This is a genomic window from Phenylobacterium sp., assembly GCF_044358365.1.
In the GTDB taxonomy this organism is placed as follows: domain Bacteria; phylum Pseudomonadota; class Alphaproteobacteria; order Caulobacterales; family Caulobacteraceae; genus Phenylobacterium.
Genome location: NZ_JBIKNZ010000022.1, coordinates 13,788 through 37,327, shown reverse-complemented (window position 1 = coordinate 37,327; position 23,540 = coordinate 13,788). Strand labels below are relative to the sequence as shown.

Below are 23,540 nucleotides of genomic sequence, written 5' to 3'. Positions count from 1 at the left end.
CCTATCAAGCGGCAGCGGCGGCGGCGACCTTCGCAGCGCGCCCGGCGGTTTCGATCACGCTCTGGCCGGGTCGATAGAGCTCGCCGCCGATGCCGAAGGCCTTCGCGCCCGCCAAGCGCCATTCGCTCATGTTGGTCGCGCCGACACCGCCCACCGCCACCACGGTAACATCCGACGGCAAAACGGCCTGAAGCTGCTTCAAATGGCCGGGTCCATAGGTAGTCGCCGGAAACAGTTTCAGATGCTGTGCTCCAGCGTGAACCGCGCTGAACGCCTCGCTGGCGGTGGCGAAGCCAGGCGCGGACCACAGGCCGAGCGCGACCGTCCGTCGGATCACGCCCACATCCACGTTCGGCGAGACGATCAGCTTGCCGCCCGCCGCATGCACCGCATCCACCTGGGCCTCGGTCAGGACGGTGCCCGCGCCCACCACCATTCGATCGCCGAAGGCCCTGGCGAGGCGGGCGATCGATTCCAGCGGATCCGGAGAGTTCAGCGGAACCTCGACTACACGGATACCCGCGTCATGGATCGCCTGAACGTGGGCCAGGGCCTCGTCCGGCTTGATCCCCCGCAGGATCGCAATGACCGGGCATTCCATAAGAGCGCCGTCGAGCGTCATGTGCGCTGCCCCATGTTGTGAAGGGCGAAAAGGCCGGCTTTGGCCGCCGCCTCACCATCGAATGTCTCTGCGACTTGGCCTCTGGCCCTGAGCGCTCGGTCGTAGAGGCCGCAGAGACGGGCATCGCCCAGCAGTGCCAGGGAGTCGAAGGCGCCGGCGCCCAGCAGCCCCGGTGTTGCGGCGACATCTGCGCCGATCAGCAGGCCGGAGAGATAGCTGGAGGCGCTGTCAGCCGATGCGCCCAGCCCCACCACGCGCGCGCGGGCCGTGAACAGGCGGGCGGCCAGCCCGCCGCCATCGCCCGCCGCCGCGACCCCCTGATCGAAGGCGTCGAGGTCGTCCGGCGGGACATCACTGCGGAGCACGCTGTGCGCACCCAGCACCGCGAACAGCTCGCCGGTCATGGCCGTGACAAAGGCGGTCAGGCGGCCGTCCTCGACCACCATCCACTTGGCATGGGTGCCGGGGTGACAGACCAGGTGTCGACCCCGGGCGCGCTCGGGGTGGGCCGCGAGCCAGCCGAACAGCTGTGTCTCCTCCCCGCGCATAACGTCGCCCTGGCCGTTGAAGCCCAGGGAGCGAACGCCGGGAATAATCCGCACATCCGGCGCGCCGGAGGGCTGGACCAGATGCATCGCCAGATCCGCCAGATTGACCGGGCAGTCGGCGTAGGGCGCGAGCCTCCAGCCCAGGTTCGACCCGACCATGCCACAGAGGATGGCCGGCAGGGCTTCCGCGCCGAGCCCCGGGCGGACATCGTCCACAAACCGCCTCTGCGCCTCGCCGGGGGCCAGTTTCGAGACCCCGAACGGAAACTCACGCCCGGCCACCACCGCGCCTGACGCATCCAGCGTCCAGGCCCGCAGGTTGGTGGTGCCCCAGTCGCAGGCCAGCAGCGCGGCGGCCATCATGTGCGCCCTGCGTCCACGACCAGATTCTGCCCGGTCATCATGCGACTGTCGTCAGCCGCCAGAAACAGGGCCGCCCGCGCGATATCCTCAGGCTGGATCCGGTCCTTCAACGCCACCTGCCGCGCCCAGTCGGCCTCCGCCTCGGGGGTCAGCCACAGCTCCAGCTGGCGGGGCGTCACCACCCAACCGGGGGACAGGGCGTTGACGCGGATCCGGTCCGGGCCCCACTCGCGCGCCAGGCTCTTGGTCAGGGCGTTGATGGCGCCCTTGGCCGCCACATAGGCCGGCATCTCGGCCGGCCCCCAGAGGGCGTTGATCGAACTGACATTGATGATCGAGCCCCCGCCGGCGTGGCGCATCATCGGCTGGACCGCCGTCGCGGCAGCGAACACGGGATCGAGGTTCACGGCCAGTCCGGCCCGCCAGGCCTCGGCGGAGGTCTCGGCGGCTTTGCTGCGGGTATCGTCGGCGACATTGTTGATCAGGACGGTGACCGGCCCCAGAGCATCGGCCGCCGCCAGGATCGTAGTTCTCAGGGCATCGCCATCGGTGACGTCACAGGGCGCGAACCAGCTTCCGGGCAGGCCGGCGGCCAGCGCCTCACCCGCGTCGGCCTGGTGGTCCACAAGGGCGACCCTGGCGCCCTGGGCGTGGAACTGTTCGACGAACGAGGCGCCAATCCCCGAGGCGCCGCCGGTCACGAAGACCACCCGCCCTCTGAGGCTGGGATAGTCAGCGAAGGCCATCAGTGAGACTCGCGGGTGACTTCGGTGGTCGTCTTGCCTACCAGGAAGTCCAGGTCGACCCCGCGGTCAGCCTGCAGCACGGTGTCCACATATAGCCTGGACCAGCCGCGCGTAGGCGTTGGAGCTTCGCGGACAGCCTCCCATTCAGCGCGACGCCGGGCCATCTCGGCGTCATCGATCAGCAGATCGAGTGTCCGGGCCGGCCCGTCGAAGACGATCTCATCGCCATTGCGCACCAGTGCCAGCGGCCCACCGGCGGCCGTTTCGGGGGCCACGTGCAGGATGACGGTGCCGTAGGCCGTCCCGCTCATCCGGGCATCGGAGATGCGGACCATGTCGCGCACCCCCTGCTGCAGCAGTTTTGGTGGCAGGGCCATGTTGCCGACCTCGGGCATGCCCGGATAGCCCTTGGGTCCGCAACCCTTGAGCACCAGGATCGAGGTGGCGTCGACCTCCAGATCGGGATCATCGATGCGGGCGTGATAGTCTTCGATGCTCTCGAACACCACAGCGCGGCCCCGGTGGGTCAAGAGCTCCGGCGTCGCTGCACTGGGCTTCAGGATCGCGCCATCGGGGCAGAGGTTGCCGCGCAGAACCCAGACGCCAGAGGAAGGCCCGAACGGCGCCTCACGCGTGCTGATCACGTCGCGGTTCCAGACCTGGGCGGCGTCGGCGATCTGGCCCTGGGTGTGGCCGGAGACCGTGATCGCGTCCCGCCGGAACAGGTTGCCCATCTCGTTCATCACGGCGGGGCAACCGCCCGCGTAGCAGAAGTCCTCCATCAGGTATTTGCCCGACGGCATCAGGTTGACCAGCAGCGGCACGTCGCGCGCGATGGTGTCAAAATCCTCCAGGCTGAGCGGCACGCCGACCCGGCCCGCCAGCGCCAGCAGGTGAACCACGGCGTTGGTCGAACCGCCGATGGCCGCATGCATCAGGATGGCGTTCTCGAACGCCTCGCGGGTGAGGATCTGCGAGAGCCGGACGTCCTGCTTCACCAGCTCCACGGCGCGCATGCCGGTCAAGTGGGCCAGGGCCTTGCGCCGCGCATCCACGCCCGGCAGGGCAGCGTTGGTAGGCAGGCTGACGCCCAGCGCTTCGATCAGGCTAGCCATGGTTGAGGCTGTGCCCATGGTGTTGCAGGTGCCATGACTGCGGCTCATGCCGGCCTCGGCGCCCATGAAATCCGCCAGGCTCATGGTTCCGGCGCGCACCTCCTCGGAGAAACGCCACACGTCGGTGCCAGAGCCAATGTCGCGGCCCTGGAACTTGCCGTTCAGCATAGGGCCGGATGACAGCACCATGGTGGGCAGATCTACGCTGGCCGCGCCCATCAGCTGGCCAGGCGTGGTCTTGTCGCAGCCGCCCAGCAGCACCACTCCGTCGATGGGATTGGCGCGAATGCTCTCCTCCACCTCCATGGCCAGCAGGTTTCGGAACAGCATGGCCGTCGGCCGCATCTGGGTCTCGGGCAGCGACATGGCCGGGAACTCGATGGGTACGCCGCCCGCCTCCCAGACGCCGCGCTTCACAAACTCCGCCAGGTCACGCAGGTGGAACTGGCAGGTGACCAGCTCGGACCAGGTGTTGCAGATGCCGATGATCGGGCGGCCGTCGAACACATGCTCGGGCAGGCCCGTGCCCTTGATCCAGCTGCGATGGATGAATCCGTCGCGATCCAGCTTGCCGAAATTCTTCTGACTGCGGGCGGGCTTGTCAGCCATGTGGGGATTCCTGAAAGGCGATGGCGCTGTCTTACATCGGCTGCCCCGCGTCGGCGACGCTCAGTTTCCGATTTCATCCCTGCGAGTATGCGTCACCAGGCATAGGCTTCCGGCGCAGGACCGCTCGGCGGGAAAACCCGGTCCAGCCTTTCGAGGACCGAAGGCTCCAGGACCACCTGCGGGGCCTTCAGAACGGATCGGAGCTGGTCAAGGGCGGCTGGGCCGATGATCGCCGATGTCACCCCGGGCTGGTGCAGCAACCAGGCCAGGGCGACGACGCCGGGCACCTCTGCGATGTCTGTGCAGATCGAATGGAACGCCTCCAGTTGAGCCGCGCGGGTGGCTCTGGCGTTGGCCATAGCCTCGGTCTCGCGACGGTGCCCGCCGTCCTGGCGAGGCCCGGCCAGCAGTCCGCCGGCCAGTGGGCTCCAGACGATGACGCCCACGCCATAGGCCTGGCAGGCCGGCAGAACCTCCAGCTCCAGCCGCCGCTCGATCAGGTGATAGAGGCTTTGCTCCGAGACCAGCCCCAGCCGCCCCCGCGCGACCGCCTTCTCATTGGCCCGGGCGATCGCCCAACCCGGGAAGTTGCTGGAGCCCACATAGGTGATCTTGCCCTGAGCGATCAGCCGATCCATCGCCTGCCAGATCTCTTCCATGGGCGCAGTGCGGTCGATGTGGTGCATCTGGTAGAGGTCGATGTGGTCGACGCCGAGGCGTTTCAGGCTGGCGTCGCACGCCATCTGGATGTGCCGCGCGGACAGGCCCCGATCGTTGATGTCGTCGGACATCGGCTCATGGACCTTGGTGGCGAGCACAATCCGGTCGCGACGGGCGCGGTCTTCGGCGAGCCATTTGCCCAGAAGCGTTTCGGTGGTTCCGACCCCCAGGCGACCGCCGTACTGGTTGGCGGTGTCGACGAAGTTGACGCCCGCCTCGACCGCTGCATCCAGGATCGCGAAGCTGTCCGGCTCGGAGGTCCGCGGGCCGAAATTCATCGTCCCCAGGCAGAGCTCGCTGACCTTCAGGGCGGATCGACCGAGCTGACGGTACTTCATTGTGGCTCCCCGGAGGATCGGTTCATGGCGCGCGCAGGGTCGGGCCGGTCACCAGGGTCTCGCTGGAGTCCGCCACACAGTATCGGACGAGCCGCCGGGCTTGATCGGAGAGCTTGCGCGCATCGGCGTAGGTGATTCCCGGCACGATGGGTTCCCGGAACCAGGGCGCATAGAATTCCAGATTGGGGATCGAGCGCACGGCGTCGGCGATGTTCGGCGTGCCGCCGTGCCAGGCGCGCACGTCGCGGACCATGATGGCGCCGGCCGGCGCCGGGCAGACGGTGCTCAACCGCATCCATTCCGGCTCGTCAGCCAGGGTCGGGATCGGGGTGCGCGAATGCTGGGTGCCGGGGATCTGTCGTGTCGGGCCGTTGAGCGGCGTCACGTCCTGCGGCAGAAAATTCACACAGACGTAGGGGCACGGCAGGTCGCGGATCGTCAGCTGCCGGCGGGGGTCATGAAAGGCGCTGAAGGGCGTTGTGGCGGCGTCGCGCCAGTCGCGCACGTCGGAGTGCAGCGGCTGATACTCGATCGCGCCGGGCAGGCAGAAGTCGCCGCTGGCTGCACGCAGGGTGTAGTCCGGGGACTGGAAGATCGCCGTGACGATCTCGGTGACCGCCGGGATGTCCAGCAGCATCTGCCATTCAGGCCGATGCAGCTGGCTGCGCGTCAGGCTCGATCCGCCGAAGGAATAGCGATGTGAGCCGCGATTGCCCTTGCGGTCATTGTCGAGGGCCAGGACCTCGTCCACCACCGCGTTGCAGCCGTTGCGCAGGATTTCCGTCTGCTCGTCGTTCAGAACATTGGCGATGACGACGCAGCCATCCCGGCGAAACAGATCGACAGCGTGTTTCGTGTCGCCCGGCATCAGGATATCCAGCCCCTTGATGCCGTTGTGCGCCTCGAGATGAGCCCGGAGTGCCGCGACCTCGGGATCGTTCATCCAGGCGTCGCGCGCCTCGTCTGGCGCAATCGCTTGATCCACCTTGTTTCCTCCCGCGCAGCTGTCCGAAGCCAGCTTCTTATTATACCATCCGTCGATAACTACCAGTCGCCGATCGCAGGCGCCTTGATCTCCCGATCCCGGCTCAAGCCGCCCAGTGCGCCCAGAATCAGTTCCAGACAGATCTCCGTCGCCGGGCCGACATCCATCTGGCTCTCGGCGACCTGCCTTCCCGCCCGACCCGTAATCGCCATCAGCATGTCCACCGCCGCAATGGCCAGCGGCAGTGGCAAGTCATACTCGCGCCGGGTCGCCTGCACGCAGTAGCGGAAGGTTCGTTCGCGGTCGGCGCGGTTGTCGTCCTCCATCAGTCGGGCGACCGACGGATCGGACAGCAAAGCGGCGATCAGGGCGCCGCGATCACGGGTCTGTTCCAGGTAAAGCCGGGTGGTCTGGCGGATCATATCGGCAAAGCTGCCGGCGGCGAGCGCCTCGGCCATCCCCCGGTCGCGCAGTTCCGTCTGCTCGCGACGCAGCAGTTCGGCCAGCAGGGCGTCGCGGGTGGGGAAGTAGTTGTAGACCAGCCCCTTGCTGATCCCCACATCGCGGGCCAGCCGTTCCATGCTGACGGCATGCAGGCCTTCGTCGAGCACGAGGCGGGACGCTTCGTCGAGAATCTGTTCCCGACGCGCCTCGGGGCTCAATCGGGTGCGTTTGCGGGGAATGACAGCGTTCATCACGACCCTACTCGCCAGGCGGCGACACCGGCCGCAGCCAGTTCGGGGCCACCCAGAACATAGGCAGCGCCCAGAGGCGCCGGGGTGGGACGTGGTTCGGCCGCGAAGTTGAAGGCGAACTGCAAGTCATCCCGACGGCGAAGTCGCACATCCGCGTGGAGCGCGGTGGTCGGCAATCCCGCTTCCATGACGATCCGGCGCATCACCGCACCCAGCAGATCGGCATCGGGCCAGGTCGCCAGATAGTGCCATCCCGACTGAGCCATCCAGGCGGGGCCGCCGTCCACGAAGGTCGCAAGCGCCGCCAGGTCTGTCTCGACAATCTCACGCCAGAGCCGGCCCGAAACCGAAACGTTTTGTCCATCCAGTGCAATGGCGGGTTCCGCCCCTGTCCGAAGGCTTTCGACACGCACCACCCGCAGGGGCATGCGCGCTTGCAGTGGTCCGGGCGGCAGGTTCGGAGAGATGTGGCCATCTCGGGTCCGTGAACCGGTTCGGGGGCCAAACAGTACGACCGCGCCCGAAGCCGTCAACGCCGCAACGGTGGCTGGATCCAGGATCGGCAGCGAGGGCGCCACCACCAATGCATAGCCGGTGAAGTCCGCGTCGGGCGGCACGATATCCACATCGAGGCCCAGCTGACGCAGCGCCGAATAGAACTCGAACGCCAGCTGCAGCCACCGGAATCCCCGGGCATGCGGCTGGATCCCGAACTGCCAGTCGGCCTCGTAGCTGAAGATCAAGGCGACACGGGCCTGAGCGCAGGCCGCAAGCTGGCCCAGAGCCTCGACTTCCCGCGCGACCGCCGCAGCCTCATGGCCGCCCTGGTCCAGTACATTGTCCGGACGATTGAGACCGGCGTGCATCTGCTCCTGGGCGAAGGGCGCCTGGCGCCAGCGGAAATAGGAGACCAGCTCGGCGCCATGCGCAAACGCCTCCCAGGACCACGACCGCACCGCTCCGGGCAGCGGGGCCGGATTGTAGCGGGCCCAGTTTACCGGCCCGGGCTGCTGCTCCATGACCCCCCAACGTCCGCGACCGACACCACGGTAGAGATCGTGATGGAAGGCCGAAATGTCGGGGTGCCCCTGTCGCAGATACCGCAGCTTTTCGTCATCCGGGAACCAGAACTGCTCCAGGAACCCCAGGGGATAGGAATCCCATGTCGCCAGATCCAGATCGCGCCCGACCGCGAAATGATCGAACTCGGTATAGAAGCCCATGAAGTTGTGGGTGACGTCGCGGCCGGGCGACAGCCGCCGGATAACGTCGACCTGAAGCCGGTTGAAGCTGGCCACCTCGTTGGAGGCGAAGCGGTTGTAGTCCAGGCAGTGGCTGGGGTTGGCCTCGGTGACGGTCAGGTTGGGGGGCTGGACCTCATCGAAATCCCGATATTCCTGGGACCAGAAGACCGCGCCCCAGGCGCGGTTCAGCGCATCGACCGACTGGTAGCGCTGGGCCAGCCAGATGCGGAAGGCCCGGGCCGCGTTCAGCGAGTAGCTGATTGTGGTGTCGTGACAGCCGAACTCGTTGTCGGTCTGCCAGGCGCCGACTGCGGGATGGCGCCCGTAGCGGCCCGCCACGGCCTCGGTGATCCGGGCGCATTCGACGCGGTAGGCCTGGCTGGAAAAACAGTAGTGGCGGCGCGACCCGAAGCCGCGTGGCCTGCCCTCGGCGTCCACGGCCAGCATGTCAGGGTGCTTGTCCACCAGCCACTTGGGCGGCGTGGCGGTGGGCGTGCACATGATGATCTTCAAGCCTGCCGCCGCCAGGGTCTCGACCGCACGGTCCAGCCAGGCCCAGTCGAACCGGCCGGGCTCCGGCTCGATCCGGCTCCACGCGAATTCGGCGATGCGGACCCAGGTGATGCCGAGCTCCGCCATCCGGCGCGCGTCATCCGCCCAGAGGTCCTCCGGCCATTGTTCCGGATAGTAACAGACGCCAAGCTTCATGCGGGGTTCCGGGTCAGGTGAAAGACAGCGATCTCGCCCGCGCGCAGGATCGGCATGGGCAGGCCCATCTGCCCGATCCACTGACCGGTGGCCTGAAGCGTCTCGCCACGGACAAGCGCCGGAATCTGTTTCATCGAGGCGCGTGGCCGGCGGGGCGGATTGATCAGGCGCACCTCGTAGGTCACGTCAGCCTCCAGGCCGACAACCCGGAAAGGCGCTGCGGCCCCGATTCGCGGGGTCTCGATCTGGGCGAGACTTGCCAATGCCTCGCCCTCGCCGACGACGGCGAAGGCGATCGCACCAGGATCCGCGGGGGTCTGGCGGACGAGGCGGCCGGAGTGCAGCAGGGGTCGCAAACGCTTGTGCTGGTCGATCGCGGCTCTCAACGCCTCGAACTCCTCGGGGGAGAACGCCCGGACATCGGCCTCAATGCCCATGTGGCCGAACAGAACGGTCATCGCGCGCAGGTCCAGGGTGGCGGTCCGCGCCGTGGTGTGGCTATCCGCCGGCCCGACATGGGCGCCCATCACCTCAGGCGGGAAGAAGATCGAGAAGGCCTGCTGGATGGATTGCCGCTCGATCGGATCGTTGCAGTCCGAGGTCCAGATCCGGTCGGTCCGGCGCAGGATCTCGTAGTCGGCCCGCCCGCCGCCCGAGGCGCAGCTTTCGATCTCCACGCCGGGATGGGCCGCGCGCAGCCGATCGATCAGGGCGTAGACCGCCAGGGTCTGGGCATGGCTGGCCGGACGTCCGCCACTGGCCGAGTGGGTCAGGTCACGGTTCATGTCCCACTTCAGATAGCCGATGGCGTTGGCCGCCAGAAGGGTGTCCAGCTGGGCGAAGAGGTTCTCGCTCACCTCGGGCCGCGTGAGGTCCAGCACGTACTGACCGCGTCCCAGCGGCTGGACGCGGCCCGGCTCGCCCAGGATCCAGTCCGGATGGGCGCGCAGCAGGTCGGAGTCGGCGTTCGCCATCTCAGGCTCGACCCAGAGACCGAATTCCAGGCCCAGGCCGCGAACATGGTCGATCAGGGGTGTCAGGTCGTCGGGGTATTTGGCCGAATCCGGCGTCCAGTCGCCAAGCGCTGCGGTGTCGTCATTGCGGCCCCGGAACCAGCCATCGTCCAGGACGAACCGTTCTGCGCCGGCTTCGGCCGCACGGTCGGCGAGCGCCTTCAGTTCAGCGAGGTCGTGGCGGAAGTAGACCGCTTCCCAGGTGTTGAAGTGTACCGGCCGCGGCTTCTTTCGGAGGCGTCCGCTCAGGATCTGGTCCCGGACAAACGGATGCAGCCGCGCGCTGAGGCCGTTCAGGCCGTCGGATGCTCGCGCGGCATAGAGGGTCGGGGTCTGGTGGGTTTCATTTGTCCCGAGAATGATCTCGCCAGGCCAAAACAGTTCGCCCGCCTGAACCTGTATGCGCCCGTCGCGCAACCGCTCGACCAACATGCGGTGGTCGCCGCTCCAGGCCAGATGCAAACCCAGGACCTCGCCGTCATGCTCGTCGAAGCCGGCCTCGCCCGCCACCAGAAACGGCGGCGCATGGTGTGAGGTGCGGCCCGTTCGGGCTTCCGAGGCCCATAGACCCGAGGCGAGTCTGAAGCGATGGCTGGAGAACTCCCGGGCCCATCGCCCGCCGAAGCCCAGAATGTCGCCGTCCGGCGCCGACAGGGCGACAGGACTGATCCAGTCGACCCGCAAGGGCTCCGGGTCGGCATTGCGCAGGACAGTCCTGAAGCCGACCACGCCGGTGGCGGCGTCCATATCGATCCGGATCGTCACCTCGACCCCGGCGCGGTTGTCCGCCAGCGCCAGTTCGATACCGCCTGCAAACTGCCGCACTCCCTGAGAGGTCATCTGGGTGATGAACCGGCCGTCCGGACGGCTAACCTGCAGCGCCGGGGTGGCGGTAAAGCCCCAGCCGCTCTCCGGAAACAGGCTGAAGACTTCACCATGATCCAGCATGCCGTGGGACACGGCGCGCTCGATAAGCCGCGGGTCCGCGACGGACCCGTTGGGCAAGGCCGGACCCCAGTAGTCGATGGACGGCCGTCCCTCGCGCACCCCCACCAGCAGGGTGTCGCCGCCGCCGTCGAGTCTCAGCACATCAGACATTCAGGGCGCCGCCGCAGTCTGGTTGCCGAAGCTCAAACCCAGTGTGGCCCGGCGTCCGAACAGCCAGCGGTTCACGGACAACCCCACGCCAAGGCAGGCGATCAGCGTCACCAGCATCAGGTGGATGTAGTGGATGGGCGTCCAGACGAAGGTGAACACGGCATAGAGCGCCACGCCGAACACCACGGCCGTCATCGCCGCGCGTGCATCCACATTGCGGAAGGCCAGCCCCAGGATGAAGGCCGACAGGATCGGCATCGAGAGGAGGCCGTTCAGCTGTTGCACCAGATTGATGATCGAGGCCGCGCCGGAATAGACGGGCACCAGCATGATCGACAACACCATGAAGACCAGGGAGATGATGGTGTTCAGACGCTTCACATCCGGCTTGGCGGCGATGAAGCTCTCATGCAGGTCGCAGACGTAGAGGGTCACAGACGAATTCAGCACCGAGGTGTAGCTGGTCAGCACGGCGGCGGCCATGAAGGCGGCGAAGGCCCCGGACAGCCAGCTCGGCATCACCTCGGCGACAATCCGGCCATAGGTGGCGTCGCCGATATCGCCGAACAGCTTGTAGGCGCAGACCCCCGGGATCACCACGATCGCCGGCACGAACAGGATGCGGATCACCACCGCCGCCATCACGCCCTTCTGCCCCTCGCGCAGGCTGGGCGAGGCCATGGCCCGCTGGGTGATGGTCTGGTTGGTGGACCAGTAGAACATCTGGATGAAGATCATGCCCGTCAGCAGCGTCGGCCAGGGGATCGGACTGTCGGGCCCCCCCGATCATCGACAGTCGCTCCGTTGGAATGCCCGAGAAGTCGAAACCGATCGCCGCCATCGCCAGGATGGTCACCGCCGCCGCCATGCCCAGCACGCCCACGCCTGAAAGGGTGTCATAGACCGCCACGGCGCGCAGGCCGCCCAGGATCGTATAGGCTGCGCCCACGACCGCGATGCCGCCGGCCATCACCAGCAATGGGGGACTGGAGACGAACATGGTCTTCAGGAAAAGCGCGCCGGTATAGGCCATGATCGGCAGATAGATGAACACATTGCCCAGCAGGAACAGCACCGAGACCGTCGCTCTCAAGTGCTTCGAACCATATTTCCGCTCCAGAAGCTCGGTCGTGGTTGTGCAGTTGTTGCGGTAGTAGATCGGCAGGAAGACGAACGCCAGCATCACCAGCCCGGCCACCGCCGAGAGCTCCCACCATGCCAGCAGCAGCATCTGGTTGCCGTTCATGCCCACCAACTGGTCGGTGGAGAGATTGGTGAGAGTGATCGAGCCGGCGACGAACGGCCAGGTCAGGTTGCGTCCCGCCAGGAAGTACTCGCTGTTGCTGTCGGAGGAGCGCCCGCCCATCCGGTTCACCTGCCACCAGGTCGCCAGGGCCATGACCAGGGTCAGGCCGGCGAAAACGCCCCACTGGATTGTGTCCGATGTCATCTTCCGCCCCCGCCTCGACGCACTCTAGGAGCGCCCGACCGCCACCGACAGACCTGCCGTTACGTCCAGAGTGGCGACGAGGCCTTCAGGACCCGGCTCATCATCAGCATGCGGGCCACTACCCGCTTGTCCGCCGCGTCACGCAGCGTCGCCTCGTACCACGTGACTTCGGTCTTGGGAGATTCACCGACGGCAATCACCGTGGCGTCCGCCAGATAGTCGTGATCGAGGTAGATCGGCCCGTCGACGTACTGCAGCTCGATCGCGCCGAACATGCCGACGAAGTCCTTTACGCACGCGTAGAGCGGTCCCTCCACAGCGCGCAGCGCGTCGATCGCGGTCGCGGGCGCGGCCACCCGTTCCCCGAAGACACTGGCGTCGCGGTACTCCGGCATGATCTCGGTAAGGTGATCGATCCGCGCCAGCCATCTCTCGCTGTCCAGCCGGCTTGGAACATCGCTCACCAGATCGCCCACCTTCGAGCTTCGCAGAATTCTGAGATCCACCGCCGGACGCTGCGCGGCGACCTTCAGACGCAGGGTCGAATTGGGATCGTCGCCCCCGACCCAGGCGGTGCCTTCGTTGACCCGCAAACCCTCCGGCGTCTCCATCCAGACGTTCGCACGACGCAAGTCGGCCCCGAGCTCTTCAACCGGGCCTGCGAAAACCTGAACCGGCTCACCGTCCGTCGTGGCGTTGACGAAGTGCAGGGAAAGCCCGCCGCGCCGACGCCAGTCCGAGCCGAAGCGCTCCAGCAGCAGGGGCGTGTACTGCTCGAAGTGGATGTTCCCGGCCACAGTGCCGCCGCGAAAGCCCAGCTTCTGCGCGGTCGCATCGTCGTGGATCGAACCCTTGGCGTCCCGCGAGAAGTTGACCGGACGGCGCACGGGCCCCGCCAGAATCCCGTCGCGATCCTCGCACACGAAGGTGTCTGTCGTCACTGAGGTCTCTCCCTTGACCGGCCTTTGGGAACGCTCTTATTGACTTCGACTATAATAACCTGCGGAACGCTGTCCATGGACCTGAGCCTTTCGGAAGCTGAAATCGCGTTCCGCGACGAGGTCCGCGCCCTGGCCGCCAGCGCCTTTCCCAATGGCGAGACATTCGACCGGAGCCGGGCGCACGAACAACGCTGGCACAGGGCGTTGCTGGATCGCGGCTGGGCCGTCAACAAATGGCCTGTCGCGTTCGGCGGCCCCGGCTGGACACCGACCCAGAGCTTCATCTGGGAGCGCGAGATGATGGCCGCCGGCCTGCCGACCCCGGTGGGCGGCATGGGCCCCGGGATGCTGGCGCCAATCCTGTTCGCCTACGGCACGCCGGAACAGCAGGCCCGCTTCCTGCCGGACATCCTGCATGACCGGGTGCGCTGGTGCCAGGGCTACTCCGAGCCCGGGGCCGGGTCTGACCTGGCCTCGCTCCGCACCCGGGCGGTGCTGACAGGCGACCACTATGTCGTGGACGGTGAAAAGGTGTGGACCAGCGGCGCACATCGCGCCGACATGATGTTTTGCCTGACCCGTACCTCGGACGAGCCCAAGCGGCAGGACGGGATCACCTTCCTGCTCCTCGACATGCATGCGCCGGGCGTGACGGTACGACCGATCATCTCGATAGACGGGCGGCATATGTTCAACGGCGTGACGTTTGATGGCGTGCGCGTGCCGGCCGGGAATCGCATCGGGCGCGAGGGCGAGGGCTGGACGGTCGCCAAGGGGCTGCTGACCCATGAGCGGACCGGTCAGGCCTTTGTCTCGCTGTCCCTCGATATGCTGGCGCGGATCCGGCTGGCGGCCAGCGGACTGCCGGGGTCGGACGGCGGCAGCCTCATGGACGACGCGGGTTTCGCCGCCCGGCTGGGCTGGGCCGAGGTGGAGCTTCAGGCGCTGGCGATGACGGAACTTCGCACGCTGTCCGAAGTGGAAGCCGGCGGCGCGCCGGGCGCCCAGTCGTCGATGCTGAAACTGAAGGGCACCGACATCGTCCAGCGTGTGACGGAGTTCTTCGTGGAGTGCGCCGGCCCCTACGCCGCGCCCTGGTTCCCGGAGACAGCGGGACAGCGCCAGACCATCGGTCCCGACTGGGCCCAACCCGAAGTGACCCGCTACCTGGAAGCCCGCGCCGCCAGCATCGCCGGCGGATCCGATGAAGTGCAACGCAACATCATCGCCAAGCACGTGCTGAAGCTGTGAGGTCCGGCGTAAGCCGGGCATGCTGGAGCCGGTACGCCCTTGAATCGGAGTTTAGTGCAAGCCTCGCGACCGCAGCGTTTCCAGGTTGGCCTCGTGCTTCCGCCGATTAATGTTGAAGGCAAACAGAAGCAGTATCGCACTCCCCTGGAGCGCCACTATGGTGGGGATGTAGGTCAGGCCCAGGCTGGTCAACACCGACTCCGGCACCTGACCGCGCTTGGCGTCGTCAGGAAATTGGCTGAACGCCAGAATGGTCGTGGCTGTGAACACGCCGGCGCCGGAGACCATCTTCCGGACCAGCCCATTGGCGGACAGCAGAAGGCCCTCGGAGCGCCGGCCGGTGCGCACCTCAGCATCCTCGACCACATCAGCGATGAGGGAGGCCGTCAGGATCCCGGACGCGGCCGCCAAAGTCGCGTGGGCAAACTCCTGGCTGCACAGCACCAGGAACAGGACCGGCGTCCCGTTCTCCGGTGCGAGTCCCAGTAGCCGCAGGGACATGGGCGTGATGTGGACAAGGAGGCCTGTCATCGAGGCCAGCAATACCCCGTACTTCTTGCCCAACATTCGGCCGAGCACGGGCGCCAGCGCCACGCCGGCCAACCCCCCGGTCAGGCTCATCGTCGCCAGCACAGCGAGTTGACTCTGACTGAGCTGCCAGAAGTAGATGCCGACGTACATGTCGAGCCCGCTCTGAGCGCCCGCCGCCACGGCTATGAACAAACCCGAAAGCGACACGACGATGAAGGCCCGGTTGCTGAGGGTCGCGACGACCTCGGACAACATGCCCCGGAAAGTGATCGGCCGGTTCGGCGCCGTCGACAGGTAGGGGATCCGGTGCGCCGTCCCCACCGTTGATAGAATGATGGCGGCAAAGATGATCAGTGCGCCGGTCATCGAGTAGAGGAAGTAGCCGTCCCGCGCCAAAACCCCGCCCGAGCCATCGGCGTTCTCCTTGAGAAAGAACTGCAGCGCCACAATCATCATGCCCGCGCCACCGAACAACACGAAGATCTGGCGCAGCGCGATCAGATTGGTGCGCTCGTCGTAGCCCTTGACCAGCTCAGGTACGAGCGCCTGGTGGGGGACTTCGAAGAAGGTGTCGAAGAACCGCACCGAGAACAGACAGATCGCCAGATAGATCGCCAGCGCCCCATGGCTCCAACCTTCCGGTGGATTCCACAGGAAGAAGAAAGCCACCGCGTAGGGCGCCGCAGAGACAAGCATGAACGGATGGCGCCTGCCCCAGCGGGAGCGAAGATTATCAGAGACCTGGCCGATGAGCGGGTCGAGCACCGCATCGAATACCAGAGCGATCATCAGGATGCCGCCGACCACCTGCGGCGGGAGGCCGACCACTTGATTGTAGAAAATCACCAGGAACGACGAGATCGCCCTGTGTTTGAGATTGGTGGCGGCGCCGCCCACGGCGTAGAGCAGCTTCGCGCCCAGGCCGAGGGGCGGGGCGCGCTCAACGTCGGTTGCGGCTGTGGTCACACACTCTCCCAGACGACATTCAGACGTCGTAACTGTTTTCTGCTATGATTTGGTCGATACGCGCATCGAGTTCCGGATCAGGCCGATAGCCGCTCTTCAACCGCCGCTCCGTAAATCTCCAGGCACGCTCGACACCCTCTTCCAGGGATATCTCGCAACGCCAGCCGCCCGCAGCGCGCGAGATGCTGCTGACATCGAAGATCATGGAATTGGACTTGTCGCCAAGCAACGTACCTGTCCATGAAGGCTCGTACTTCACCAGCGTATTCGACAAAACGTTGACGATGTTCGGCTCGGCCCCGATCACAGCCCCAACGGTGCGAAGTATTCTATTCCACGTGTGCCCTACGCTGTCGGTTATGTTGAATACACTGCCAGGCGCATCCTGATGACCGCAGATATGTACGAACGCCCGCGCGAAGTCCTCGGCATGCGTCAGCGTCCATACGGACTCGCCGTCTCCATGCACGATGACGGACTTTCCGTTCACCAGGCGCCAGGCCAGGTGATCTCCACGAACGACCGTGCTCGGCAGATTTGTGCGATAGGTGTGGCTGGGACGAACAATCGTCACCCTGATATCGCCCGCTTCTTCCGCGGCCCGCAGCCGGGCCTCGCATGCCGCCTTCTTGCGGCTGTACTCCCAGAAGGGATTGCCCAGCGGCGTGTCTTCCCGAATTAGCGGAACACTGATTGGCTTCGCATAGGCCGACGCCGAAGATATGAAGACATACTGGCCGCAGCGGCCGCCGAACATGCTGATATCCCGATCAATATCCGTCGGCTCAAACGCGAGAAACTGGCAGACGACATCGAAATTCTGCTTCGCGACTTCGGCATAGAGCGCGTCATCGGCGATGTCGCCGGCCACGTGATTTACAAGAGGCGTCCCGAACCCCGGTCTGGCGCCCCGGTTGTAGACCGTAACGTCGTGCCCGGCGCGAACTGCCTCCTCAACACACGAAAAGGATATCTCGCCGGTTCCACCAACGTACAGAACCCGCATGGTCAGGCGTCAACGGGCGATATCGCGCCTCTCACAATCCGCGCGCCGCCCAGCTGGTGCGAATCCAGGAAGTGGTTGACCCGTTCAGGGTCCTCCACGAACCGCACATTCCGATTTACGCCGTGCAGGCTCGGCGCATCGAACACCTCCCGCACATCCGACTGGAACACCATCCGACCATCGCCAAGCTGTCCATCGTCCATCACGCGCAGCGTCGGGTCGGCGTCAAGGCGGGCCGACAACGCCGGATCCAGGTCCTGGATGTACCGGCCACGCCAATTCCTGCACTTCCCCGCGTGATAGGTCGCCGCGATCATGGCGCGCGCCCTTATTCCGGTGTTGGGCACGCCACGGTGCCACATCCTCGGGTCTCGAAAACAGACGCTGCGCGCCGGGATTGTCATGCGCGATGGCGGTCCCCACTTCTCGAGGAGGTCCGGCCTGTCCTTGATCCTGGTAGTTGCCCAGGTGACGACCTCGGTTTCGAACTGCGACCTGGGATAGATCTCCGTGGCGCCATTGGCGACGGTGATTTCATCGAACGCGATTGAACAGCTTAGTGTTGTCATCGGCGGAGGCCAACTCTGACCGTCGCGCGCCGCATCTTCCGGCGACTTCCATGAGTAGGGCCGGTCAAAGTGCAGTGGTTGATAACCGCTATCCACGCAGTTCACATTACCATTGTAGAATCCAAGCCAGGCCCCGTCGCCCAGCACGCCCTCAACGACACATTCGATCAGAGGGTTCGCTACGAGATCGGGGCGGACGTAGGGAGCATATCGGCGGAGACCCAGCTGCAGGTGTCCCGGACCCGTGTTCTCCTCGTGTCGGGTGGGCTTCCCCAACGCCCGGACCTTCTCGACGTCCTCAAGCACCGAGCCCATGAGCATGTCACAGCTCTCGACCGTAACGATGTCCTCAACGACAGCGAAACCGATGGTTTCGATATCCCGAACAATAGCGGCAAGTTTCTCAGGGGCGATCGTCCCATCCGCACTCTCGGTCGCGGTAATCTGGTATCCCACCTGATATACTCCCTTGCTGACTTCTAGGCTGTTGGCGAGACCAAGGCTTTCCACCTGTGAGGCCGATCTCTCGGCCACAACTGAACCAGTATGCCGCTCGCCGAGTCCGGTTCGATAAAGACCCGGTCAGTCCCTACGCCGCGGAGTTTGACGCCCCTGGCCGCAAGGTCAGCGACCGCTTGATCCAGATCGTCCACCTTGAAGGAGAGCAGGCGAAGCCCCTCGCCGTGTTCCCGCAACATCTGGGCGTAGTGGGAATCATCTCTCGTTGGAGCGACCAGCTCCAGAAATGTCCCATCCGGCTGAATAAAGAACGCGATCGCGACCCCATTGTCCGGATTGTTCACGCGATGACTCAGAGACAACCCAAGTCGGGTCCAGGTCTCGACGCCCTGTTCGATGTCGCGAACCAGCAGCACCACATGATCCAGCTCTTTCAGCGCCATCGAACCTATCCGTCTTGGGCCGGGACCCCCGTGTTACGCTCCGATCAGAAGTCCTTGCGAACCGTCACGCCGAAGTATCGCTTGTAGTCGCGAGGCAATCCGCCAACCAGGCCGCCGTTACCCTGCGCGTAGGTCGTGCGATAGAACTTGTCGAACAAATTCCTGACAAGAACCCGGCCTTCCCAGCCGCTTTTCTTGTCCATGACCGAGATGATGCCGTTCACGATACCATATCCCGGTGCGATGGTGTCTGGCGTCTGGGCGATGCTGTTCTGCTGGCTTGACTGATAAGTATAGTTTCCGGTCAGGTTGACGCGATATCTCTCCGAGTCATATGCCTCGTACTTCGCCTGCACCGAAATCTTGTGCTTGGGCGCATAGGGTAGAGGCTTTCCATCGATGTCGCAGCTGACGGCCGCCCCAACCGGGCAAAGGAAGTCGTCGACCTTGGCCTTCACGTAGGCGTAGTCGGCGCTGATCGTCAGATTGTTGGTGACATTTGCAATGGCTTCGATTTCGACGCCCTTGGTCGACACGTCGCCGGCATTGATCAAGCGCGTGACAACGGTTCCGGCCACCAGGTCAGGTTGGTTGGCCTGGAAGTTCGCCACTTGATCGTTGAAGAGCGCGACATTCACCTGAAGTCGTCGGTCCAGCAGGCTGGACTTCAGACCCAGCTCGAACGCATCCGATGTTTCGGGCTTGAGTGTGTTCGTCTCGCGGGCGGAGAAGTTGAAGAACACGTTGAATGCTGGGCCTTTGTAGCCACGGGAGTACGTGGCGTAAGCGTGGATGTCGTCGCTCACATCATACTGGAAGCCGAAACGGCTCGCGTAGTCAGTGACGCTGGTGGAGTCCTTGCCCGCGAACGCGGGTAGAATGCCAGGAACGGCAGCCGCCGAGGTGGAAACCCGGTCGCTGTAGTAGCTCAACTTGTCCTTCACCAGACGAACTCCCGCGATGGCGCGGAACGCCTCCGAGAAGTTGACGTTTGCCTCACCGAACACAGAATAGTTGTTCTGGATGGTCCCAAAATTGTTGAGGCCGAAGTTCCTGACCCTGTTGCCAGCAATGAGCTGGGTCGTCTCGCGGCTGTAGTCTTCGCGATTGACGGCTCGGAAATAGTAGACCCCGATCTGGTAGTCGATCATGCCACCCTTGGGCGAGGCGAGCCTGATCTCCTGGGTGTATTGTTTCGAGTTGACGTGGCCGAGGTCGATCTGCTGCGTCGGCGTGGCCGTCGTGAGCGTCGCGAATCCGTCGAGGTCACCCCCTTGTGTGCTCCTCCAGAAGCGATAGCCGCTGATCGCGGTCAGATCGAACTCGCCCATCCTGTAGTCGATCTGGGCGACTGCGCCCCCGAAGGCGTCCTTGAACTGGGGAAGCGTGTTCTGGGCGACCTGCCGGTTTCTGAAGCCTGGTGTGATCCCGACGCTTTGCAGCACGGTCGGCAGTATCGCGCTTTGGGTTCGTACGCCGGTCGGATAGGCCACCGTCGAAGTCGCAATGTACATTCCACCGTTGCCGCGGTTCTCCACGTAGAGATAGTCCGCACCCACGAGGATGCTCAGATCCTCGTTGGGCGTGAACAGCAACTTGCCGCGAAATCCGTCGGACTGGCGATCACTGAGGGTCTCGTTCAGGAAGATGTTCCGGACATCCCCCTTGAATCCGGAGGTCACGCCGGACAGCCTGCCGCTCAGCAGGCCCGGGATGATCTCACCGTTGACGCCCATCGTAAGCCGATGCTCGTCACCGCCATAATAGCTGGCCTCGATAAATGCGCTGGTATCGGCCGTCGGATTCGCCGTGATAATGTTGATCACGCCGGCTGACGCGTTCTTGCCGAACAGGGTTCCCTGGGGACCACGCAGAACTTCAATGCGCTCCAGGTCGACCAATTCCGAAACCATCTGGCCCGGCCTCGCGAGCACGACGCCATCAAGAACCATCGACACGCTGGGCTCCGCACCCGGCGATGTCGTAATTGTCCCCAAGCCACGGATCAGCAGGACGGTGTCCTTGGCCGAGTTCTGAGGCCGGAGCGTGATCGTGGGGATGAGCGTGATCAGGTCCGGGACGCTGTTTCGGTTTTGCTCGCGCACGACATCGCCGCCCAGCGAACTCACGGCGATCGGAACCTCCTGGAGCGATTCTGAGCGTCGGCGGGCGGTGACCACGACGTCCTCGATCTGATTGACACCCTGGTCCGACGACGTCGCTTCCTGCGACTGCGCGGCCGCCGGGAGCCCCAGCAAGACGGCTGCTATGCCAGCACCTGCCACCAATTTGGACTTGTACATGTCGCCTCCCCGGCACTTTTTGTTGGAATCTGGTTTCTGTCCTACGCTGTCATACATGACAGCGCAATTGCGCTCAATGCGTCAAAAACCCCAGTTCGGTCATTTCGACGACGCGGCGTTCGCGAGCGCTCATCTCGGCGGCGGTTCCAATCGCAACAGCCATAAGCCCATCGTGCGCTGAAACCTCAACCGGGCCCTCGCCGCGCACGGCGGCGATAAACTTTTGATGCTGGTAGAAGGTCGATCCGTGATGAGTGCCGGCCGCCAGCGCCGTCGCGTCCACATCAACGACCCGGCGCTCCACCTGCTTTGGATTCCTGAACCCCACGCGCGGCGAATAGACGATGGCGCCTTCCGGTATCAGAACATCCAGCCGGGCCTTGTCGCCGACGGCCGTGATCTCTTCCTGGTTCTCGGCGCCCTCGGCGAACATGCAGAGGTCCAGCATGGCGCGGACGCCGTTGGCGAACTCAACGGTCGTATAGCTGTTGTCGATGATGTCGGGCCGGCGACCCTGGTAACTCTCGTCCACATGGTTCACGTCCATGGCGCCCGAGCAGTAGACGCGCACGGGTTCGGACCGAATGATGAAACGCATCAGGTCAAAGAAATGACAGCACTTCTCCACCATGGTGCCGCCCGTATTCTGTGAAAAGCGGTTCCAGTCCCCGACCTTTTTCAGGAACGGGAACCGGTGTTCGCGGATCGCGAGCATCCGGAGCGCGCCGATGCGGCCGCTGTGAATCTCGTCAATGAATTCCACCGCCGGCGGCATGTAGCGATACTCCATCGCCGTCCAGAACGGCGCGGGCGAGCGGGCCGCATGCTCTGCCACCCAGCGGGCATCCTCGAGGGTCGTGGCCAGGGGTTTCTCGCACAGGATCGGCAGACCCGCGTCGAACAGCGGCTCCAGAACACTGCGGTGCGTATAGTTCGGACTGGCCACGATCACCGCATCCACCTGCCCGCTGCGGGCCAACGCGGCGCCGTCGGCAAAGACAGCCACGCCGTCAGCCTTGTCGCCCAGCGCGCGCCGCGCCCAGCCCAGCGAGGTTTCGACGGGGTCGGCGATGGCCGTGACCACCGCACCCGGCGTCACAGCCAGATTGTTGAGATGCTCGACCCCCATCATGCCTGTTCCGACCAGACCGTAGCGAACCACCTGCGGCACCTGCATCTCCACAAAAACCAATATGACAGCGCTGACTTATTGTGAGCATTCTCGCAGTCTGATGCGCCGGGCAAGCCTTTAGTCGTAAAAACGGGGGCCGGTCGCGTCGCCGGATATCCAGGGAGGGCCGGAGCATGACGGGGCGGATCCACCACAACGACGGTGTTGGCGCATGAGCGACCCAAAACCCGTCAGCTTCAACAAATGGTTCCTGTTCATCCTGCTGGCGATCGCCGGTATCCTGGCTCTTGTGGACCGGCAGGTGATCTCGGTGCTGAAGCCGGAGATGGCCGCCGAACTGGGCTGGACCGATGACGACTACGGTACGCTCGGCGCCTGGTTCCAGGGCTCCATGGCCGTGGCGTTGCTGGTTTCCGGACCGCTGGTCGACAGGATCGGCGTCAAGTGGGCCAATGTGCTGGGCGTCTTCACCTGGAGCATCGCGGCGATGTTCCACGGCCTGGCCCACACCATGAACCAGTTCGTCCTGTGCCGGATCGGCCTGGGCGTCACCGAGGCCATGGCCACGCCCTCCGCGGTCAAGACAGTGGCCACCATCCTGCCGCCCAACCAGCGTTCGGTGGGCTTTGGCCTGATCAACGCCATCTCCAGCGTCGGCGCCATCAGTGCGCCGATCCTGATCCCCTTCATGGCCATCCCGTTCGGCTGGCGCGGGGCTTTCGTGATCGCCGGGATCGCCGGAATTGTCTGGTCGGTGGTCTGGCTGGTTTCCACCCGGAAGACCAACTTCGGCGACGTCGCGGTCAAGGCGCCGCCACAGGTCGCGGCCACACCCGCCGGACCCAAACTCTCCATTCTCAAGGACAAGGCCACCTGGGCGATCTCCGGCGCCAAGCTGCTGAGCGATTCCACCTGGTGGCTGCTGCTGTTCTGGATGCCGGACTTCCTGCACCGCCAGTACGGGATCAGCGGTGTCGCCATCGGTCCACCCCTCGCCCTGGCCTATGCCGGCGGCGCGCTGGGCGCGCTGGTCAGCGGGGCTGCCGCCACCCATTTCCTGACACGCGGCTATCCGGTGAACCGCGTACGCAAGCTGGCGATGCTGATCAGCGGCCTGATGGTACTGGTGCTGCCCCTGGCTTCACAGGCAGACAGCGCCTGGGGCGCGGCCGCGATCCTGGCTGTGGTGCTGGCGGCGCATCAGGGCTTTTCCACCAATCTGTTCGCGCTCATTGCCGATGTAACCGAGAAGACCAAGGTCGGACAGGTGACCAGCTTCGCGGCCTTCTGCGGCAACATCGGCGGCATGACGATCGTCAAGGTGGCCGGCCTCGTGCTGACGGCGGGGCTTGGCTACTACCCGCTGTTCGTGTTTGCGGGCGCCTCGTACCTCATGGCGCTGGCCTGGATCCACCTGCTGCTGCCCAACATCAAGACGGTAGATATCGGGGCGGAGGCTGGAGACGTGCTGCCGACGTCTCTTCACTAACCGGCGTTGCGGCTCAGTTTGCGGGGCATACAGACCTCACTTCGGTCGTCATGGATTATTCCCATTGCCAGCCGCGATCCATGGGCGAAAGTAGGGTCTGACAGGGCGACGAACAGTCACCCGCGCGGGGGAGAAAAGACCATGGACACCGCACGCAGGGGTGCGATCAGCCTGGGCGCGCTGGCGGCGGCCATCC

The 23,540-nt window shown here is 65.0% G+C and carries 19 protein-coding genes and 1 pseudogene; 2 read left to right on the top strand and 18 right to left on the bottom strand.

Translation table 11 applies throughout. From position 1 onward, the window contains the following. Positions 1–4: 4 nt before the first annotated feature. From ACIQ3B_RS08370 to ACIQ3B_RS08315, 12 genes and pseudogenes are all read right to left on the bottom strand, one after another. Positions 5–622, bottom strand: a complete 618-nt coding sequence (locus tag ACIQ3B_RS08370; RefSeq protein ID WP_397401503.1) for a 2-dehydro-3-deoxy-6-phosphogalactonate aldolase — start codon at positions 620–622, stop codon at positions 5–7. Continuing rightward, positions 619–1,533, bottom strand: a complete 915-nt coding sequence (locus tag ACIQ3B_RS08365) for a 2-dehydro-3-deoxygalactonokinase (RefSeq protein WP_397401501.1) — start codon at positions 1,531–1,533, stop codon at positions 619–621. Before ACIQ3B_RS08365 ends, ACIQ3B_RS08370 begins: the two co-directional genes overlap by 4 nt. After that, positions 1,530–2,279, bottom strand: a complete 750-nt coding sequence (locus ACIQ3B_RS08360) for an SDR family NAD(P)-dependent oxidoreductase (protein ID WP_397401499.1) — start codon at positions 2,277–2,279, stop codon at positions 1,530–1,532. The genes ACIQ3B_RS08365 and ACIQ3B_RS08360 overlap by 4 nt, the downstream gene beginning before the upstream one ends. Next, positions 2,279–4,003 (bottom strand): IlvD/Edd family dehydratase, encoded by a 1,725-nt coding sequence (locus tag ACIQ3B_RS08355; protein ID WP_397401497.1) that lies wholly within the window; start codon positions 4,001–4,003, stop codon positions 2,279–2,281. Before ACIQ3B_RS08355 ends, ACIQ3B_RS08360 begins: the two co-directional genes overlap by 1 nt. Positions 4,004–4,095: 92 nt before the next feature. Beyond that, positions 4,096–5,061: an aldo/keto reductase gene (locus ACIQ3B_RS08350; RefSeq protein ID WP_397401495.1), complete on the bottom strand. Its 966-nt coding sequence runs from the start codon at positions 5,059–5,061 to the stop codon at positions 4,096–4,098. Positions 5,062–5,083: 22 nt separating this feature from the next. Continuing rightward, positions 5,084–6,046, bottom strand: a complete 963-nt coding sequence (locus ACIQ3B_RS08345) for a phytanoyl-CoA dioxygenase family protein (RefSeq protein ID WP_397401493.1) — start codon at positions 6,044–6,046, stop codon at positions 5,084–5,086. A gap of 59 nt (positions 6,047–6,105) precedes the next feature. Continuing rightward, a complete protein-coding gene (locus ACIQ3B_RS08340) occupies positions 6,106–6,741 on the bottom strand; it encodes a TetR/AcrR family transcriptional regulator (protein WP_397401491.1) in 636 nt (211 codons plus the stop codon). Continuing rightward, positions 6,741–8,693 (bottom strand): beta-galactosidase, encoded by a 1,953-nt coding sequence (locus ACIQ3B_RS08335; protein WP_397401489.1) that lies wholly within the window; start codon positions 8,691–8,693, stop codon positions 6,741–6,743. Before ACIQ3B_RS08335 ends, ACIQ3B_RS08340 begins: the two co-directional genes overlap by 1 nt. Next, on the bottom strand, positions 8,690–10,804 hold the full coding sequence (locus ACIQ3B_RS08330) for an alpha-galactosidase (protein WP_397401487.1): 2,115 nt from the start codon (positions 10,802–10,804) through the stop codon (positions 8,690–8,692). The genes ACIQ3B_RS08335 and ACIQ3B_RS08330 overlap by 4 nt, the downstream gene beginning before the upstream one ends. Then, positions 10,805–11,527, bottom strand: a complete 723-nt coding sequence (locus ACIQ3B_RS08325; protein WP_397401485.1) for a hypothetical protein — start codon at positions 11,525–11,527, stop codon at positions 10,805–10,807. It lies immediately after the preceding gene. Between the two features lie 151 nt (positions 11,528–11,678). After that, positions 11,679–12,170 (bottom strand): annotated as a pseudogene (locus tag ACIQ3B_RS08320) (SLC5 family protein); the annotation flags it as partial. Between the two features lie 143 nt (positions 12,171–12,313). Continuing rightward, positions 12,314–13,195: a hypothetical protein gene (locus ACIQ3B_RS08315; protein ID WP_397401483.1), complete on the bottom strand. Its 882-nt coding sequence runs from the start codon at positions 13,193–13,195 to the stop codon at positions 12,314–12,316. Between the two features lie 75 nt (positions 13,196–13,270). On the opposite strand from ACIQ3B_RS08315, the gene ACIQ3B_RS08310 reads away from it, so the two are divergent. Further along, positions 13,271–14,446 (top strand): acyl-CoA dehydrogenase family protein, encoded by a 1,176-nt coding sequence (locus tag ACIQ3B_RS08310; protein ID WP_397401481.1) that lies wholly within the window; start codon positions 13,271–13,273, stop codon positions 14,444–14,446. A 51-nt stretch (positions 14,447–14,497) separates the two neighbouring features. Here the strand turns inward: ACIQ3B_RS08310 and ACIQ3B_RS08305 are convergent, their stop codons facing one another. The 6 genes from ACIQ3B_RS08305 to ACIQ3B_RS08280 form a co-directional block, all read right to left on the bottom strand. After that, positions 14,498–15,943 carry an MFS transporter gene (locus ACIQ3B_RS08305; RefSeq protein ID WP_397401479.1) on the bottom strand — a complete coding sequence of 482 codons (1,446 nt, stop codon included), beginning with the start codon at positions 15,941–15,943 and terminating at the stop codon, positions 14,498–14,500. A gap of 19 nt (positions 15,944–15,962) precedes the next feature. Continuing rightward, positions 15,963–16,949, bottom strand: coding sequence for an NAD-dependent epimerase/dehydratase family protein (locus tag ACIQ3B_RS08300; protein ID WP_397401477.1), 987 nt, complete (start codon positions 16,947–16,949; stop codon positions 15,963–15,965). 2 nt (positions 16,950–16,951) lie between these two features. After that, positions 16,952–17,974, bottom strand: a complete 1,023-nt coding sequence (locus ACIQ3B_RS08295) for a phytanoyl-CoA dioxygenase family protein (RefSeq protein WP_397401475.1) — start codon at positions 17,972–17,974, stop codon at positions 16,952–16,954. Between the two features lie 23 nt (positions 17,975–17,997). Continuing rightward, on the bottom strand, positions 17,998–18,420 hold the full coding sequence (locus ACIQ3B_RS08290; RefSeq protein ID WP_397401473.1) for a VOC family protein: 423 nt from the start codon (positions 18,418–18,420) through the stop codon (positions 17,998–18,000). Positions 18,421–18,464: 44 nt separating this feature from the next. Continuing rightward, positions 18,465–20,723 carry a TonB-dependent receptor gene (locus ACIQ3B_RS08285; RefSeq protein ID WP_397401471.1) on the bottom strand — a complete coding sequence of 753 codons (2,259 nt, stop codon included), beginning with the start codon at positions 20,721–20,723 and terminating at the stop codon, positions 18,465–18,467. Positions 20,724–20,796: 73 nt separating this feature from the next. Beyond that, a complete protein-coding gene (locus ACIQ3B_RS08280; RefSeq protein ID WP_397401469.1) occupies positions 20,797–21,894 on the bottom strand; it encodes a Gfo/Idh/MocA family protein in 1,098 nt (365 codons plus the stop codon). Positions 21,895–22,066: 172 nt separating this feature from the next. Between ACIQ3B_RS08280 and ACIQ3B_RS08275 the strand changes: the two genes are divergently transcribed. Next, positions 22,067–23,344 (top strand): MFS transporter, encoded by a 1,278-nt coding sequence (locus ACIQ3B_RS08275; protein ID WP_397401467.1) that lies wholly within the window; start codon positions 22,067–22,069, stop codon positions 23,342–23,344. The last annotated feature ends 196 nt before the right edge of the window (positions 23,345–23,540 follow it).